We start from the raw sequence: 16,640 nt of genomic DNA, 5'->3' as shown, positions 1-16,640 counted from the left end.
ATGAAGTGTCGAGTTGGTCGTCATGACGGGCTCACTGCGGCTTGACGCCGGCGGCTGCGGTCATGTCGCGGATGATCGGCAGCTCGCTCTTGATGAGCTGGTCGGTCTCCGCGGGCGTGGTGGCGATCATCGACCAGCCGGGCGTGGTGATGAATCGTTCGATGAAGGCCGGCTGCTTCAGCGCCTCGCGGACATCGGCGCTGATCTTGTCGACGACCGCCGTTGGCGTGCCGGCAGGAGCCGCGAGGCCGAACCAGATGAAGGCCAGGATCTCCGGATGGCCGAGCTCGGCCGTGGTCGGCACGTCGGGGAACAGCGGCGAGCGCTGCCTGGCCGCGATCGCCAGCGCCTTCAGCTTGCCGGCCTTGAGGAGGCTGCCTGCCACACCGCTGCTGCCGACCGAGAGCTGGACCTCGTTGGCGGCGAGCGCGTTCAGCACCGGCGCCACCCCCTTGTAGGGCACGTGCAGGAACTTCGTGCCGGCGCCCTTGTTCAGCGTCTCGTAGACCAGGTGTGGCGGGCTGCCGTCGCCCCACGTGCCGTAGGCGAGCGAGCCGGCCTTCTTCTTGTCGGCGGCAATGAGCTCCGGCAGCGTCTCGGCCGGCACTTCCGGATTGGCCAGAAGGAATTGCTCGGCGCGCGCCATGACGGTGATGTTGGCGAAGCTCTTGTCGGGATCGTAGGGCAGGGTCTTGAAGACGAATCGGTTGCCCAGGTAGATCTGGTCGGTCGTCGCAAACAGCGTGTAGCCGTCGGGCGGCGCATTGGCGACGCCCTCGGCGGCGATCAGACCGCTGGCGCCGGGCTTGTTTTCGACCACGACGGACTTGCCCCATTTGGTCGAGAGCTCGGCGGCGAGGCCACGCACCAGCACGTCCAGGCCGCCGCCCGGCGGTACGCCCAGCACGATCTTGACCGGCTTGTCGGGCCAGTCCTGGGCCGGAGCCGGCAGGCTGCTGACCAGAAGGGCCAGAAGGCTGAACATCAGGCGAGCGGGCAACGTTTCCTCCGTCTTCTTGCTCGCACCATAATGGTCAGACCATTCTTTGTCGATTCCGCGCCAGCAGCCGGTGGAGCTTGTTCAGATGCTGCTCCATCTCGCGGCTGGCGCTCGCGGCATCGCGCGCCTCGAGATGGCGGTAGAATCGGCGGCGATGAGCGATCAGGCCGGGCAGCTCGACGTCCTCCGACACGCCCTGCAGGTAGCGCACCAGGATATCGGTGATCGAATCGACCAGGATCTTCAGGATCTCGTTGTGCGTGGCGAGCGCCAGCAGGCGGTAGAACTCGGCGATCGCCTCGCGCCGTTCCTCGCCGCGGCCGAGCCGCGACATCTCGGCCGTGTGCTCGATGTTGCGGCCGATCGCCTCGATATCGGCGTCGGTTGCCCGCTCGCAGGCGAGCCGCACGACGCCGCTCTGGATCAGCAGCCGCGCCTCGGTGAGGTCGCTGAGCGAGAGGGCGCCGAGATGGACCAGGTCCTGCAGGACGCGTGTCACGTTGGCGGGATCGCCCGCCTGCACGAAGGCGCCGCCCTTGACGCCCTTGCGCAGGGTGATCACGCCGGCGATCTCGAGGCTGCGCAGCGCCTCGCGCAGCGCGGCGCGGCTCACCTGGAGCTGCAGGGCGAGCTCGCGCTCGGCCGGCAGCTTGTCGCCCGGCTTCAGCTTGCCGCTGGCGAGCTGCCGGCGGATGCGCTCGCAAATCTCCTCGAAGGCGCGCGGCCTGGGCTTGGGTTTGAGGGCTTTGGGCTTGGCCGGCTGGGGTTTGCGGGTCACCGGGCCGCCGCCGGATCCCACGGCCAGTAGCGGGCGATCGCGCCGGCGTCGATGCGCAGGTCGGTGCCGGTCATCATCTCGGCGTCCGACGAGGCGATGAAGGCCGTGGCGCGCCCGTAGTCGCTGGGCGCGGGCAGTTTCTGCATCGGGATGCGGCTGCGATACATCTCGAAGACCGGCCGGACGGCCGAGAGATCGGGCGCCGGCCGACCCCAGCGCTGGGCGCGCTCCACCGATTCGGAGGGATCGGTCGCGGTCGGCGTCAGGCTGTTGACTCGGATGCCGTGCTTCACCAGCTCCATCGCGGCGGACCGCGTGAAATTCAGCAGGCCGCTCTTGGCCGTCGAGTAGCCGATGTTGTTGGGTTCGCCCTGGTGGCCCGCGGTCGAGACGACGTTGATAATGTTGCCGCGCACCTTGCGCTCGATCATCGACTGCGCGACGTGCTTGGTGAACAGGAAGGCGCCGGTCAGGATCACGTCGATCTGCTTGCGCCACTCGTCGAGCGGCATGGTGAGCACGCCTTTCTTGTTGAAGACGACCGCATTGTTCACCAGCACGTCGATCCGGCCGAAGGTGTCGCACGCCTTCTGCACCGCGGCCGCGACCGCGTCCTGATCGGTGACGTCGCAGGTGATGCCGAGCGCCTTGCCGCCGGTGCTCTTCAGGTAATTGGCGCAATCGGTTGCATTGGCCGCCGAGGCATCGACGCAGATCAACGCCGCGCCTTCGGCGGCCAACCCTTCGGCGATGCCGCCGCCGATGTTGGGGCTGGTCCCGGTGACGAGGGCGACTTTGTCTTTGAGTTTCATGCGATCTCCCATAACGTCGATGCAACATACATCAAGGGTATCGAGGGAACGAATGACGACGGGCACGACCGACATCCACACCCACATCGTGCCGGCGAGCTTTCCCGCCTATGCCGGTCGTCATGCCAATGCGCGCTGGCCGTCGATGGCGCCGGCACACGACTGCCACCATTGCAACGTCATGATCGCCGGTAAGGTGTTCCGCACGGTGAGCGACCATTGCTGGAGCCTCGACCGGCGTCTCGAGGTGATGGAGGCGGCGAGGATCGAGCGGCAGGTGCTGTCGCCGATGCCCGAGCTGCTGTCCTACTGGCTGGATGCGGAAGACGCCGAATCGCTCGGGCGCCATGTCAACGACACCATCGCCACCATGGTGGCCGACGGCAAGGGCCGCTTCGCCGGCCTCGGCATGGTGCCGATGCAGGATCCCGATCGCGCGGTGGCCGAGCTCGAGCGGCTGATGACGATGGGCTTCAAGGGCGTCGAGATCGGCACCAACGTCAACGGCGTGTCGATCGGCGACAAGCGCTACGCCACCTTCTTCGCTGCCGCCGAGCGGCTCGGCGCGGCGATCTTCGTGCATGCCCTGCACCCGGCCGGCACCGAGCGGCTGGTCGGCCCGCCCAACATGCCGGCGCTGGCGCTGTTTCCTTGCGAGACCTCGACGGCGATCGTGTCGCTGATGATGGCCGGAATCATCGGCCGCCATCCCAAGCTGCGCATCGCCTTCAGCCATGGCGGCGGCGTGTTCGGCCTGGTGCTGCCGCGCTTCATGCATGGCTGGAAGATGCTGCCCGGCATGAAGGAGGCGACCGGAGGCTCACCGGCCGAGATGGCACGCCGGCTCTACTACGACACGCTGGTCTACGATACCGACACGTTGCAGTTCCTGATCGAGCGCTTCGGCATCACCCAGCTCTGCATCGGCACCGACCATCCGTTCACCATCGAGGAGACCGAGCCGGTCACCGCGGTGGAGAAGCTCGCTTTATCGGCCGCCGACCAGGCGCTCGTCCTGTCGGGCAATGCCCGGCGCTTCCTGGGCGAGGCGCAGTGAGCACGCACAACGGCAGATCACATCATTCCCGGCTCGCCGAGATCCGTTCCGTCGACCAGGCGACTGTAGCGGAACGGGCGCGGATCGACGATTGGAGGGTCGCCGGCGACGATGTCGGCCGCCAGGCGGCCCGCTCCCGGACCGATGCCGAAGCCGTGACCGCTGAAGCCGGCAGAGACATGCAGGCCGGGCAGCTTGTCGACGGCTGAGATCACCGGCAGCCAGTCCGGCGTGAAGTCGATCAGGCCGCCGTACTTGTGCATGATCTGGATTTTGGCGAGCTCGGGGTAGATCTCGGCGATCCGCTTCAGGGCGAAGCTGACCAGCTTCTCCTGCGCCGGCGGGTCGTAGGTGCGCATGCGCTCGAACGGCGAGACGCTGTCGTTACCCCAGCGCAGCCACGCCTCGGGTCCGTCGAAGAACGAGCGCCCGGCGCGGATGGTCAGGAGCTTGTAGCGCTTCTTGAAGCTGCGCCAGAACGGCCTGGCATACATCAGGCCCTGCGGCGTGAGCTCGAGCAGGCCGCGCCCGCTGATGCCGATCGTGTAGCCGCCATCGAGCCGGCGCCGGAACGTGACGTCCGGCGTCGAGATGCCGCCTTCGGTGATCTGCGGCGCCGGCGCGGTGAAGAACGAGGTCGAGCGCACGCCCGCCAGCGGCAGGTCGATGCCGTGATGGCGGCAGAACATCGAGGTCCAGACACCGCCGGCGACGAGCACCGTGCTGGTGCGGATCGTGCCTTTCTCGGTGGCCACGCCGGAGACGCGGCCCGCCGCGGTCTCCAGCCCGCGCGCCGCGCACTCCTGGTGGATGGTGACGCCCAGCCGGCGCGCCCCCTGGGCGATCGCCGGCACGGCAAGCGCAGGCTCGGCCCGGCCGTCGGTCGGCGAGTGGATGCCGCCGATCCAGTTGCCGGTGCTGCCGGGGGTCATCGCCTTGGCTTCGGCCGCGGACAGAACGTGGCTCCGCATCTGCCGCTCGCGCGCGGCGTTGCCCCACCGCGTCCAGGCGTCGAGATCGGACGGGTTGGTCGTGACATAGACCAGCCCGGTGCGCCGGAAGCCGGTCTCGGCGCCGAGCTCCTCGTTCATGCCGCTCCACATCTCGACCGCGCGCTGCGCCAGCTCCAGCTCGCGCAGGTCACGGTTCTGCTGGCGGCACCAGCCCCAGTTGCGGCTGGATTGCTCGCCGGCGACATGGCCCTTCTCCACCACCGCCACCGAGTGTCCCTTCTTGGCGAGATTGTAGGCGGCCGTGATGCCGGCAACGCCGCCGCCGATCACGACGATGTCGGCGGAGGAAGGCAGCTTTTCGTCGCTGGGGATGCGGGTGACCGGGGGTGACATCGACTTGGTCCTTGAGGGCGGGAGCGGGGAACGGCCAACACTATAGTGGAGAAACCAGATCGGCGAGCGGATAGCCCTGGGCGCGTTTGACCTGCTTGATAGTGACGTAGCTGAAGTACTTCTCGACGCCGAGGTCGCGGTCGAGCAAATCCTCGACGACGGTCTGATAGTCGTGAATGTCGCGAGCAATGAATTGCACCAGATAGTCGTAGCCGCCGGTCACCAGGAAGCCGTTGAGGATCTGCGGGACCTCCTGGATGGCGCGCTCGAACTTCAGGAAGTCCTCGCGGCGGTGGTTACGCAGCGTGATCTCGGTGAAAACCACGATGTTGCGGCAGATGCGGTCGATATCGAGTTGCGCGTCGTAGCCGCGGATGTAGCCCGCCGCCTCGAGGCGGCGAACCCGCTGCATGCAGGGAGTGGCTGAAAGCCCGACGGTCTCGGCCAGCTCCAGGTTGCTGATCCGGCCCGTGGTCTGCAGCGTCGCCAGGATTTTCAGATCGATCCTGTCGAGCCGGATCGTGCCGCCGCGTTTCATGCCCGCCCCCGTTGGGTTGCGCGGGCCATCGGCCGCGCCTCATGCAGGGTCGCCGCGAAGATGGGCCTGATGCAAGATGACGAAATCGGCCATGCTGGCGACCTCGATGTCGGGGGTGGCCGCTGCGCCTGCGGACTCCGGCGCCGGCGTGGCGCCCCAGCCGCCGACCAGCTTGCGCCGGTTGATCCACATTGTGGCGAGCCCCATGGTTCGTGCCGGCGCGACGTCATGGAAGAGGCTCTGCGCGGTGTGCAGGATATCGGACTTCCGGGTGCCGAAGGTGCGTTCCAGGTCGGTCAGCGCATGCTCGAAATTGCGCGGGCTCGGCTTGTACGAGCCGACGTCCTGGGCAGTGATGATGCGGTCGAAGGCGATGCCCAGCTTCGCGTTGCTGCGCGCAAAAGAGGCACGATCGACGTTGGAGAGGATCACCAGCCTGTAGTAGCGCTTGAGGTACTGCAGCGACGTCGCGCTGTCGGCGAAGGCCGGCCAGCGCCCGACCGATTGGCCGAATTCGGCCGCCTCGGCCGGGTTGGCCTTGATGCCCCATTGGTCCGCCAGCCGGCGGTGCACCTCGGCCAGGATGTCCGGATAGAGCCTGTCCGGCGTCTCCGCCTCGCAGGTCGCCTCGGTGCTGCCGAACAGCGCGAGGATCGCGTTGTCGTCGAGGTCGCGGTGCCCATTGCGGTCCACCCACGGGCGCAGCTCGGCCAGGATACCGCGCTCCCAGTCGATCAGCGTGCCGTAGCAATCGAAAGTCAGCGTGTTGAACTTGGTGACGTCGGGCATCGGGCTCTCCAGGTTTGCGGCCGGATCGGCGAGATGCGACCTTAGCGGCCGCGGCGCGCGATCGGGCACCAAATGCGCGGTGTCGTGCAGTGACTTTCTCTGCCGGGATGCCCTGAAACAGGCAGGACATTTGGGCGCGCCTTCATACTCCTCCCCAGCGAAGCTGGGGAGGTATCCGCGTAATCGCGAACGGAGGGGTCATTGGCCTATTCATGAGCAACGATCATCAGGTGCGTCAGCGCGACGCCGGGACCAAATTTCAGCCGATGCACGCCGGCGATCTTGCGACGATGCACCGCCTGGCACAGCAGATGTCCTGGCCGCATCGCCCGGAGGACTGTGCGCTGCTGCTCCAGCTCGGCGCCGGCATCGTCGCCGTCGATGGGGCAGAGGGCCCGGTCGGTGTCGGCATGCGGTGGAGCTTCGGCCACGACGCCGGCACCATCGGCATGATGCTGGTGGCACGCGAGCGACAGGGCAGGGGTATCGGCCGTGCCCTGATGACGTCGCTGATCGCCGACTCCGGCTCTCGTGCGCTGATGCTGAACGCGACGGCCGAAGGGCTGGGCCTCTACGAGAAGTTGGGCTTCGTGCCGACCGGGCTGGTCCGACAGCACCAGGCGCGGTTTGCCGAGAAACCGGTGGTGCCGGCGGCTCCGGCCGTCCCGCTGCGCCGTGCCGCCCCGGCCGACCATGTCGCCCTCTGCGCCCTCGATGCTGCCGCCCTCGGCGCCGACCGCTCCGCGCTGATCCATGGGCTTTTGGCGAGTGGAGACGCGTGGCTGAGCCAAGGCGCAGCGGGCGCCACTGGCTTTGCCATCCTTCGCCCGTTCGGCCGCGGCACGATGGTCGGTCCCGTCGTTGCCCCGGACGAAGACGCGGCCATTGCGCTGGTCGCCGCCGCTGCCAAGGCCGCACCGGCCGGCGTGCTGCGCGTCGATATCTCGGCCGAGGCCACGCGCCTCGGGGAGTGGCTGACGGCGGCAGGGCTGCCGGCCGTCGACACGGTGACGACGATGCGGCGCGGCGAGTGGCCTACGCTGCCGAAGGCGCCGCGGCGGTTCGGCCTCGCGTTCCAGGCCGTGGGGTGACCAGGATCCGGGGTCCGGGGTCTTTTCCTTGAATGCGCCGCACCACTCCGAGCCTGTTAAAGTATTGAGCGGACGCGCATCTCTCTTGTCATCCTGAGCGCAGCGAAGGACCTCATCGCCGGAAGTTTCAAAGTGCACCTGTGGCAGGCGGCGATGAGATCCTTCGCTGGGCTCAGGACGACAGAAACGAGCATGCTCTGCGGCTGAGTGACTGGTCGATGTGTTGTGAATTCACAAACTCTCCGTGGCGCTCTTCCGCCGGCCCGTGGTCCGGAAGGCCTGTGCACTCGATTGCACGCGCTCGTGGCTGCAGTCTGGAGCCAACTCGGCACACACGGGGTGACTGCTGGCACGATCACGCTAGCGTGGCCTCCATGACGGCCTGTCTGTCTTGCCGCGCTCGCGTCGCGCTCCGAACCGTCGATTCACCTTTGTCCGCACGGGTGCAGCGCGGCGCTGCCGGAAGTCGCAGCATTCGTCGCGATGCTTCACGATCCCTGCTCCATTGCAATCGCTTCCCTGTTCCGCGAAATCTTTTCCCTGTTAATTTTTCTGGATTCCCTGATGCAATTCCCTGTTCCTGTGAGCGCGACGCGAGCGAGGCCGTCGGTCAACTCCGTGTGATGATTGGCTTTTTCATGTGTCAATACTCTCGCGCCGGGAATGGGTTCGCATTTTTTCGGGTGATCGCCGTCTCACCCAAGGTGCGGCGCAGCGCGCTCGGCGGCGCGGCGTGCGGTCGTGCAATCGATTGCACGGGCGCCAGGAGCGAATCACCCGGTCAGCGCGCGGCTGTCCAGGCGATTCGATCGGGCCATCTTGAACCAGCTTCATCGGTGTCGGCGGACGACGCGCCTACACTGCTGTCGGCCACAGCAAGAAGCGTGCCGGGCAGTGCTATCGACATCCGTTCGTACACACACAATAATGCCTGCGCGGCCGATGCCTCACGCGGTCGCGCGTTCCGGCAACGGACGGCAAGAGGTGGTCCGGTTGCGATGACCAAACGTCAGATGCATCTCGTTGCCTATTCCAAGACGGGCCCGACGGCCCGGCATGTCGGGGGCTGGCGTCACCCTGAATCGGTCCTCGACGATTTCCTGAAGCCCAGCCGCTATGTGCAATACGCACGCACGCTAGAGGACGCCAAGTTCGATGGCTGCTTCTTTGCCGACCTGATCGGCATCTACGATATCTACGGCGGCAGCTACGAGACCTACGTTCAGAACGGCGGGCAGATCAGCTATCTCGACCCGATGGTCGTCCTGCCGGTGATGGCGGCGGAGACCCGTCATCTCGGCCTCGGCATCACGCTCTCGACGACCTTCCACAATCCCTATCATCTCGCCCGCTGGCTGGGCTCGATGGATGTCATGAGCGGCGGCCGCGTCGCCTGGAACATCGTCACCTCGGCTGCCGAGCTCGAGGCGCGCAATGTCGGCGGCAGCCTGCCGCCCCGCGAGGAGCGCTACGACCGTGCTGACGAGGTGCTCGAGGCCTGTTGCGCCCTGTGGAACAGCTGGGACGCGGATGCCTTCGTGCTCGACAAGGAAGCCGGGCTGTTCGCCGATCCGCAGAAAGTCCATTACGTCGACTACCAGGGCAAATGGGTCAGGACCCGCGGGCCACTGCCGACGCCGCGCAGCCCGCAGGGGCGGCCGGTGCTGATGCAGGCCGGCAGCTCAGATCGCGGACGCGACTTCGCCGCGCGCTGGGCCGAGGCGATCTTCACCGACCAGCGCAGCCTCGCCGCCCTGCAGGCGTTCTACGAGGACATCAAGGGCCGCATGACGCAATTCGGCCGGCGGCCCGAGGACTGCGCCGTCCTGGCGGCCAGCACCTTCGTCATCGGCGAGACCGAATCGATCGCGCGTGAACGGGCGGAGTACCTCCGGAGCCTGATCAAGCCCGAGCTCTGGGCGGCGCGCGTGTCGGGTAGCCTGGGCGCGGATGTCAGCAAGATCGCCGACGCGAAGGGCCTCGCCGAGCAGCAAGGCACCCAGGGCATCCGCGGCGCGGAGGATCGCATCCGCCAAGCGATGTCGGACAAGGGCCTGTCGCTCGCCGAGGCCGTGAAGGACGCCAAGAACGACGAGATCGTCGGCACGCCCTCGCAGATCGCCGATCATTTGCAGTATGTCTTCGAGACCGGCGCGTGCGACGGCTTCATCGTCGCGCCGACCTATTTCCCCGGCATGATCGAGCAGTTCTGCCGGATGGTGGTACCGGAGTTGCAGCGACGCGGCGTGTTCAGGAAGGACTATACCGGACGGACGCTGAGGGAGAATCTTCTGGGGAAGGAACTGACATGACGATGATCCGCACACTGCGCCGCCGCTCGCTGGGCGCCCTGCTCGTGCTGGGCACGCTGGCCGCCTGGCCGGGCGCTGAGGCCATCGCGCAGCAGGTCAAGATGGCCGAGGCCGCACGCGCCGCGTTGCCGGCCAAGGTCCGCGACGGCGGCGTGCTGCGCATCGCGACGTCGCTGCAGTGGGCGCCGTTCGCCTACCGGTCGGAGAAGGACGAAGCCGTCGGCATCGACATCAGCCTGATGAAGCTGATCGCCGCCAAGCTCGGGCTGAAGCCCGAGTTCGACGACATGAAGTTTCCCGGGATCATTCCGGGCGTGTCGTCGGGCCGCTATCAGGTCGGCGTCAACCAGCTCTCGATGTCGCCCGAGCGGCTCAACGCCGTCGACATGGTGCCCTACTTCGACACCACCAGCGTGCTGTTGACCGCCAAGGGCAAGCCGGTCCCGGACCTCGCCAATCTGTGCGGCATGAACTTCGTCGTCACCCAGGGCAGCGTGCAGGTCCGCCAGCTCAACCAGCTGTCCGAGGCCTGCGTCGCCAAGGGCGGCAAGGCGATCACCCAGCAGCTCTACCCCAGCAGCGCCGAGACCCTGCTGGCGCTGTCGAACGGCCGCGGCGACGCCTTCCTCACCGCCACGCCGCAAGGCGTCTATATCTCGCGCGTCAATCCCAAGGTCGAGCTGGTCAAGGGCGACGTGCCCAACGTCGAACGCTCTCCGGCCGGCATTGCCCTGGAGAAGGGCAACGCGGCGCTGCGCAAGGCGATCGCGCTGGCGCTGGCGAGCGCCATCGAGGACGGCTCCTACAAGGCGATCCTCGAGGAGTTCGGCGTCGCCAACGCCGCGGTGCCGCTGGCGCTGGTGATGAAGTCGGCTGAGTAAGGCTTAGTGACCAGGGCAATCGCGCGTGAGCGCGCTCTTCCGTCTCCTCCCCAGCGGAGCTGGGGAGGAGAATGAAAAGCGTCCATCTGCAAATGCCCTGGGGGCAATGACAGGGAAGCCATGACCACGAACGTCGTCCCCTCGGCACCGGAATGGCCGGGATCACACTCCCCGGCCGAGCGCATCGTCGACCCGCCTCATTGGGGGCGCTGGTTCGCCCTGGCCGCTGTCGTCGTGGGCCTGGCCTGGATCGCCTGGCAGCTGATCACCAATCCCGGCTTCCAGTGGGACATCGTCGGGCGCTACCTGTTCGATCCCATCGTGCTGCGCGGTGTCGCCATGACGATCCAGCTCACGGTGCTGGTCATGGCAATCGGCGTGGTCGTCGGCGTCGTGGTGGCGCTGATGCGCATGTCGCGCGATCCGCTGCTCAATTTCTGCGCCCACGGCTTCGTCTGGTTCTTCCGCGGCACGCCGGTCCTGGTCCAGCTGGTGTTCTGGTACAACCTCGCCGCCCTGTTTCCGCAGCTGTCGCTGGGCATCCCGTTCGGCGGCCCGAAATTCTTCGAGGTGTCGGCGACCGCCGCCATCTCCTCCTTCACGGCGGCGCTGCTCGGCCTGGGCCTCAACGAGGGCGCCTACATGGCCGAGATCATCAGGGCGGGTCTCCTGTCGGTCGACGCCGGGCAGACCGAGGCGTCGAAGGCGCTCGGCCATCGTCCCTGGCAGACCTTCCGCGTCATCGTCCTGCCACAGGCGATGAAGGCGATCGTGCCGCCGACCGGCAACCAGTTCATCGGCATGCTGAAATATACCTCGCTCGCCAGCGTCGTGGCCCTGCACGAGCTGATGCATTCGGTCGAGACGATCTACAGCCGGACCTACGAGACCATGCCGTTGCTGATCGTCGCTGCGCTCTGGTACCTCTTCATGGTGAGCGCGCTCTCCGTCGTGCAGCACTTCATCGAGCGGCATTACCTGAAAGGCTGGCAGGCAGAGGTCCACGCCCCGCTGCAGGCATGACAGTCCACGAGACCCCGACCGGCGCGGCCGTTCCGCTCGTTCGCATCTCGAACGTCTGGAAGAAGCGCGGCGCCAACGTCGTGCTGAAGGGCGTCGATCTCGTGGCGCACCAGGGCACCGTCGTCTGCCTGCTCGGTCCGTCGGGCGCCGGCAAGAGCACCTTGCTGCGCTGCATCAACGCCATCGAGCTGCCCGACCGCGGCATGATCTATCTCGACGGGGTGGCGATCGGCTGCCGCCAGGACGGCGACAGGTTCATCCGCCTGTCCGAACGGGAGGTGAGCCGACAGCGCGCCGACATCGGCATGGTGTTCCAGAACTTCAATCTCTTCCCGCACCTGTCGGTGCTCGACAACATCATCGACGCGCCGATGCGGGTGCGCGGCGAGAGCCGCGCCGCCGCGACGCAGCGGGCACACGAGCTGCTGGGACGTGTCGGGCTGGCAGACAAGGCGAAGGCCTATCCGCGGCATCTGTCGGGTGGCCAGCAGCAGCGCATCGCGATCGCCCGCGCGCTCGCCATGCAGCCCAAGCTGATGCTGTTCGACGAGCCGACCTCGGCGCTCGATCCGCACCTGACCGACGAGGTGCTCGATGTCATGAAGGGCCTCGCGGCAGCCGGCATGACCATGATCGTGGTGACGCACGAGGTTGCCTTCGCGCGCCAGGTCGGCGACGTCGCCGCCATCATGGCCGATGGCGTCATCATCGAGGAAGGGCCAGCGCGCGAGGTGCTGACCCGGCCGCAGGACCCGCGGACGCGGAAGTTCCTGGCCAAGTCTCTGCAGGAGCAGCAGGAGTAGGGAACATGCCCAAGCAGATGCATCTCGGATCGCTGTCGCACGGCGTCGGCAGCCATGTCGCCGGCTGGCGCATGCCCGGGGCCGAGACGGAGAAGGAGAATTTCGATCTCGTCGCCCGCGCCGTGCGCACCGCCGAGCGCGGCAAGCTCGATTTCGTCTTCTTCGCCGACGCGGTGAACACCGGGGCTGATGCCGCGCCGATGTTCGTCGTGCGTTTCGAGCCGCTCACCCTGCTGGGTGCGCTGTCGACCGTCACCGATCGCGTCGGCCTGGTGGCGACCGTGTCGACGACCTATTCGGAGCCATACAACGTGGCGCGCGCGCTGGCCTCGCTCGACCATCTCAGCCACGGACGCATCGGCTGGAACGTCGTGACCGGGTCGAGCCCGGACGCCGCCGCGAACTTCTCGCGCGACAAGCATCCGCCGCACGACGAGCGCTATGCCATGGCGCAGGAGTATCTCGAGGTCGTGAAGGGACTGTGGGACAGCTGGGAGGACGACGCCCTGGTAGCCGACAAGCAGACCGGCCAGTTCATCGATACCGACAAGCTGCATGTGCTGAACCATGTCGGCAAACACTATCAGGTCGCGGGGCCGCTCAACGCCAGCCGGCCGCCGCAGGGCTACCCGGTCATCTTCCAGGCCGGCGCCTCGGACCGCGGCATGGAGCTGGCCGGCGCGACGGCGGAAGTCGTGTTCGCCAGCCAGTCCTTCCAGGAAGAGGCGATCGCCTTTGCCGGCAAGCTGCGCGACTGTACGGAGGCGGCGGGCAGACCGCGCGATGCGATCAGGATCCTGCTCGGCGTATCGCCGATCATCGGCGACACCGAAGCCGAAGCGCGCGACATCATCGCCCGGCTCGGCGCCTTCGTGGATCCTGTGACGTCGATGCGCGTGCTGTCGGACCGTGTCGGCATCGACTTGGCGCCCTACGACATCGACGGCCCGCTGCCCGACTTGCCGCCCTCGACCATGATGCAGGGCCATGCCCGTGTGCTGCAATCCGTGGCCCGCCGCTACGGCATGACCATCCGCCAGCTGCGCGACTATGCGGCGGTCAGCTCCGGCCACCGTGTCCTGATCGGCACGCCGACCCAGGTCGCCGACGATCTGGAAGCCTGGTTCACGAGCGGCGCCTGCGACGGCTTCGCCATCATGACTCCCTACTCGCCGCAGCCGTTCGAGCGCTTCGTCGACCAGGTCGTGCCGATCCTGATGGACCGCGGCCTGTTCCGGAAGGAATACACGGGCAGGACGCTGCGCGACCATCTCGGTCTGGCACGGCCACCGCACCCGGCGGCGCGCGCCAGCGCGCGGTCGGCCGCTTGATCATCGCTGGGGGCGCGCCATTCCAGTGGCGCGATCATCGTGGATCGCGCAGAGGACGCGCCACTGGAGTGGCGCGCCCCCAGCCATGACCCTTCCGTCGCCGCACGGCGGCGACACCTCCGCAGCGAAGCTGGGGAGGGGAATGAGGCGCACTCGATTCATATTGTCTCGAACCCCAACCCCTGCAATGGAAGCTCATGTCTCTCTACGAAGTCCTGGTCATCGTTGCCCTCGCTGCCGTCGGAGGCTTTGCGTGGCACCTCTACCGGTCGGATATCCGGTCACCCCGGACCCAGCAATCCGACTCCGCGGGCGAGCCGATGTTCGGGCGAACGCCGCACAAGCGGGCTGGTGACGGCGAGGGTTCCGGATCCACTGGAAATGCGTCGAGCAATCGCCGGACGTGACGACGTGCATCGCCTTGGGCGCTGATGCCGGGCGTCGACATGCACATCGATGAATCCCGGCTGCGCCAGCTCCTGGCGTCAGGCCATGTTCCCGGCATTGCCATGGCGATGTATTTCCCGCCTGGGGATCGTTTCAGCTATTCGGGCGAGGGCTACCTCTATCTGTAGCGGGTTATCGAACGCATTACCGGCGAGACGCTGGAGCAGCTGGCTCAGCGGCTCGTGTTCGACCCGCTCGGCATGACGCGGTCGAGCTTCGTCTGGCGGGATCGCTTCGCGGCCAACCGCGCCTGGCCACATGATGTTTTCGGGTTCCCTGCCGTGAGCGGCAAGCCGGCCGAGGCGAATGCCGCCGCGAGCCTGCAGACCACCGCGGCCGACTTTGCGCGCTTCCTCGACGCCGTGCTGTCAGGCCGGCGATTGAAACCGGAGACGGCGGCCCTCTGGCTGAAGCCGCAGATCGTGGTCGACCATGGCGGCCATCAGGCCCTGGGTCCGGACATCGAGCGCAAAGCCACCGGCCTTGGCTGGGGACTCGGCTGGGGATTGGAGCTGTCGGCCGGCACCTTCTTCCAGTGGGGCGACAACAATACGTACAAGGCCTTCACCATCGGCTCGGCGCGCGAACGCGCCGCGCTGGTCGCCTTCACCAACGGGACCTCGGGCCTGTCGATCATGGCCGACATTTTGGCTGGCCTCATGCCGGGCGACCGGCCTTCGCTGGCGTTGCTCGACTACGAACGCCACGACAGCCGACGCCGACACGTGCTGAAAGCGATCCTTGCCGGCGGTATCGACACGGCGTTGGGCGAGCCCGCCGGCGCCGACATCGGCGCCGCCGATCTCCGCTGGATCGCCCAAGGGCTGGATGCTCGCGGTCGCATCGAGGACGCCGCGCGCTTGCGCGCCCGCGCGGACGGCGCGACGTGAGATGAGCGCTATGTCGCGCCGACACGTGCCAGCCTTCCCAAGCCTTCCTCGTTGAGGTCCTCGATCGTGACCTCGCGCGCCAGGCCGTCCGGCCCGATCGTGAAGGTCACCCCGACACGCAAGGCCGGCGCCTCTACGAAGGGCAGGTAGACGAACAGATCTCGATTGAAGTGAGCGAGGGGAAAGCGCTTGCCTGCGGGACCGAGCAGCAGGAACAGCGAGCCGCCGGAGTCGACGATCTTCGCCCCGCCGACATAGTCGTTGTGGTAGTCGCCGACATAGGCCGACACCGGCAGCGCCGGCGCTGCAGGAGCGGGCGGCGACGCATAGGCGAAGGTGCCCTTCATCGATGCCTTGGCGCCGCTCTCGAAGAGCTCGTTCCAATAAGCCACCCAGTCTCGCGTTTGCCTGCCGGCGAAAACCAGGTCGAGGAAGGTGGCGGCGATGGCTTCGGGCACGCCCGTCGGGAAGGCATTCGACAGGACGACGATGCCGAGCTGCTCGCCGGGCACTAGGCGGACGAAGGTACGCGCGCCGGCGCTGAATGCGCCGGCATGGCTCCATTCGACGCCATGCTCGCGATAATCGACATTCCAGCCCAGGCCGTAGAAGGACGGTGTGCCGGTCGTCGGGTCGACGCTGCGCACGACGGCGGGAAGAAAGGCCTGCTCCAGCGCTTCCCGGGCGATCACCTGGCGGCCGTCATGCTGGCCGTTGGCGAGCAGCAGGCGCAGCCATTGCGCGAGGTCGCGCGCGCTCGAGCTGGCGCCGCCGGCCGGCGATTGCGCATCGGCGTTGCGGCGCGTGAAAGAGGCCCATGTCCTGTCGACCGGCACGTGCAGGCTGGCGCGATCGGCGCGGGCCATGAAGTCGCGGTAGCGCGAGCTGCTCGAATTCATGCCGAGCGGCCTGTAGAGCCGGTCCTCGGCGGCCTCCTCCCAGCTTCCGCCAGAAAACCTCGCGGCGGCGACGGCGCCCTCGGTCAGGCCGAAATTGCTGTAGGCGTAGCCGCCGCGGAAGGGGTAGGCCGGCTTGGCAAGGCGCAGACGCTGGAGGATCTCGCCCTGAGTGAAGCCCAGCGCCTCGATGTCGTTGCCGATGTTGCCCGGCAAGCCGCTGCGATGGGCGAACAGGTCGCGGACCGTGACGGCGGCGGACGCGAGCTCATCCTGCAGGACAAAGCCGGGGTCGATGTCGCGGATGCGGCTGTCCCACGCGACCTTGCCGTCGCTCACCAGCGCCGCGACGACGGTCGAGGCCAGCGGCTTGGAGACTGAGGCGAGCTGAAAGACCGTGTCGACGGTGACCGGCTCGGGCCTGCCTGCCTGGCGTACACCGAAGCCCTCGAGCAGGACGATGGCGTCGCGATGGACGATGGCGATCGCGAGCCCGGGTACGAGCTTCTTGTCCACGGCCTGCCGGGCAAATTCCTCGAGCCGCGGCAGCGCGCCCGCGACCTTGTCCCCGCTCGCACTCTGGGCCGAGGCAGCCCCGGGAGCCAGCAGCGAAGCGGTCCCAGCGAGCACCGTCCGCCGGAACATC

General features: G+C 67.3%; 16 protein-coding genes. 9 read left to right on the top strand and 7 right to left on the bottom strand.

The window, feature by feature from the left end; translation table 11 throughout:
• Positions 1 to 31: 31 nt before the first annotated feature.
• Genes ACILR9_RS14350 through ACILR9_RS14340 form a run of 3 tightly spaced genes read right to left on the bottom strand, consistent with a single transcriptional unit; the run spans position 32 to position 2,590 of the window.
• Positions 32 to 1,000, bottom strand: coding sequence for a Bug family tripartite tricarboxylate transporter substrate binding protein (locus ACILR9_RS14350; protein WP_395710615.1), 969 nt, complete (start codon positions 998 to 1,000; stop codon positions 32 to 34).
• 34 nt (positions 1,001 to 1,034) lie between these two features.
• Entirely contained in the window at positions 1,035 to 1,778 is a 744-nt protein-coding gene (locus ACILR9_RS14345) for a FadR/GntR family transcriptional regulator (protein ID WP_395710614.1), read from the bottom strand.
• Positions 1,775 to 2,590 (bottom strand): SDR family NAD(P)-dependent oxidoreductase, encoded by an 816-nt coding sequence (locus ACILR9_RS14340; protein WP_395710613.1) that lies wholly within the window; start codon positions 2,588 to 2,590, stop codon positions 1,775 to 1,777. The genes ACILR9_RS14345 and ACILR9_RS14340 overlap by 4 nt, the downstream gene beginning before the upstream one ends.
• A 52-nt stretch (positions 2,591 to 2,642) precedes the next feature.
• On the opposite strand from ACILR9_RS14340, the gene ACILR9_RS14335 reads away from it, so the two are divergent.
• On the top strand, positions 2,643 to 3,647 hold the full coding sequence (locus tag ACILR9_RS14335; RefSeq protein ID WP_395710612.1) for an amidohydrolase family protein: 1,005 nt from the start codon (positions 2,643 to 2,645) through the stop codon (positions 3,645 to 3,647).
• A 17-nt stretch (positions 3,648 to 3,664) separates the two neighbouring features.
• Here ACILR9_RS14335 and ACILR9_RS14330 read toward each other — a convergent pair whose 3' ends face one another.
• Genes ACILR9_RS14330 through ACILR9_RS14320 form a run of 3 tightly spaced genes read right to left on the bottom strand, consistent with a single transcriptional unit; the run spans position 3,665 to position 6,320 of the window.
• Complete coding sequence (locus ACILR9_RS14330; RefSeq protein ID WP_395710611.1) at positions 3,665 to 4,993, bottom strand: NAD(P)/FAD-dependent oxidoreductase; 1,329 nt, start codon at positions 4,991 to 4,993, stop codon at positions 3,665 to 3,667.
• A gap of 40 nt (positions 4,994 to 5,033) precedes the next feature.
• Positions 5,034 to 5,531: an Lrp/AsnC family transcriptional regulator gene (locus ACILR9_RS14325; protein ID WP_395710610.1), complete on the bottom strand. Its 498-nt coding sequence runs from the start codon at positions 5,529 to 5,531 to the stop codon at positions 5,034 to 5,036.
• Between the two features lie 39 nt (positions 5,532 to 5,570).
• Positions 5,571 to 6,320 (bottom strand): haloacid dehalogenase type II, encoded by a 750-nt coding sequence (locus ACILR9_RS14320; RefSeq protein ID WP_395710609.1) that lies wholly within the window; start codon positions 6,318 to 6,320, stop codon positions 5,571 to 5,573.
• A gap of 212 nt (positions 6,321 to 6,532) precedes the next feature.
• Between ACILR9_RS14320 and ACILR9_RS14315 the strand changes: the two genes are divergently transcribed.
• From ACILR9_RS14315 to ACILR9_RS14280, 8 genes are all read left to right on the top strand, one after another.
• Positions 6,533 to 7,411: a GNAT family N-acetyltransferase gene (locus ACILR9_RS14315; protein ID WP_395710608.1), complete on the top strand. Its 879-nt coding sequence runs from the start codon at positions 6,533 to 6,535 to the stop codon at positions 7,409 to 7,411.
• 998 nt (positions 7,412 to 8,409) lie between these two features.
• The gene (locus ACILR9_RS14310; RefSeq protein WP_395710607.1) at positions 8,410 to 9,723 is read left to right on the top strand and encodes an NtaA/DmoA family FMN-dependent monooxygenase; all 1,314 of its coding nucleotides are present in this window, start codon (positions 8,410 to 8,412) and stop codon (positions 9,721 to 9,723) included.
• Entirely contained in the window at positions 9,720 to 10,604 is an 885-nt protein-coding gene (locus ACILR9_RS14305; protein WP_395710606.1) for an ABC transporter substrate-binding protein, read from the top strand. The genes ACILR9_RS14310 and ACILR9_RS14305 overlap by 4 nt, the downstream gene beginning before the upstream one ends.
• Before the next feature lie 120 nt (positions 10,605 to 10,724).
• The gene (locus ACILR9_RS14300; protein ID WP_395710605.1) at positions 10,725 to 11,627 is read left to right on the top strand and encodes an amino acid ABC transporter permease; all 903 of its coding nucleotides are present in this window, start codon (positions 10,725 to 10,727) and stop codon (positions 11,625 to 11,627) included.
• Positions 11,624 to 12,430 carry an amino acid ABC transporter ATP-binding protein gene (locus ACILR9_RS14295; protein ID WP_395710604.1) on the top strand — a complete coding sequence of 269 codons (807 nt, stop codon included), beginning with the start codon at positions 11,624 to 11,626 and terminating at the stop codon, positions 12,428 to 12,430. Before ACILR9_RS14300 ends, ACILR9_RS14295 begins: the two co-directional genes overlap by 4 nt.
• 5 nt (positions 12,431 to 12,435) lie before the next feature.
• Complete coding sequence (locus ACILR9_RS14290) at positions 12,436 to 13,761, top strand: LLM class flavin-dependent oxidoreductase (protein WP_395710603.1); 1,326 nt, start codon at positions 12,436 to 12,438, stop codon at positions 13,759 to 13,761.
• 446 nt (positions 13,762 to 14,207) lie between these two features.
• Positions 14,208 to 14,336, top strand: coding sequence for a hypothetical protein (locus tag ACILR9_RS14285; protein WP_395710602.1), 129 nt, complete (start codon positions 14,208 to 14,210; stop codon positions 14,334 to 14,336).
• Between the two features lie 6 nt (positions 14,337 to 14,342).
• Positions 14,343 to 15,098 (top strand): serine hydrolase domain-containing protein, encoded by a 756-nt coding sequence (locus ACILR9_RS14280; protein ID WP_395710646.1) that lies wholly within the window; start codon positions 14,343 to 14,345, stop codon positions 15,096 to 15,098.
• 8 nt (positions 15,099 to 15,106) lie between these two features.
• Here ACILR9_RS14280 and ACILR9_RS14275 read toward each other — a convergent pair whose 3' ends face one another.
• The gene (locus tag ACILR9_RS14275; RefSeq protein WP_395710601.1) at positions 15,107 to 16,639 is read right to left on the bottom strand and encodes a serine hydrolase; all 1,533 of its coding nucleotides are present in this window, start codon (positions 16,637 to 16,639) and stop codon (positions 15,107 to 15,109) included.
• Position 16,640: the final 1 nt, after the last annotated feature.

This window comes from Reyranella sp. (assembly GCF_044224635.1).
Taxonomy (GTDB): Bacteria; Pseudomonadota; Alphaproteobacteria; order Reyranellales; family Reyranellaceae; genus Reyranella.
Note: the sequence above shows the minus strand (reverse complement) of the source record. Positions and strands in the feature narration are given on the sequence as shown.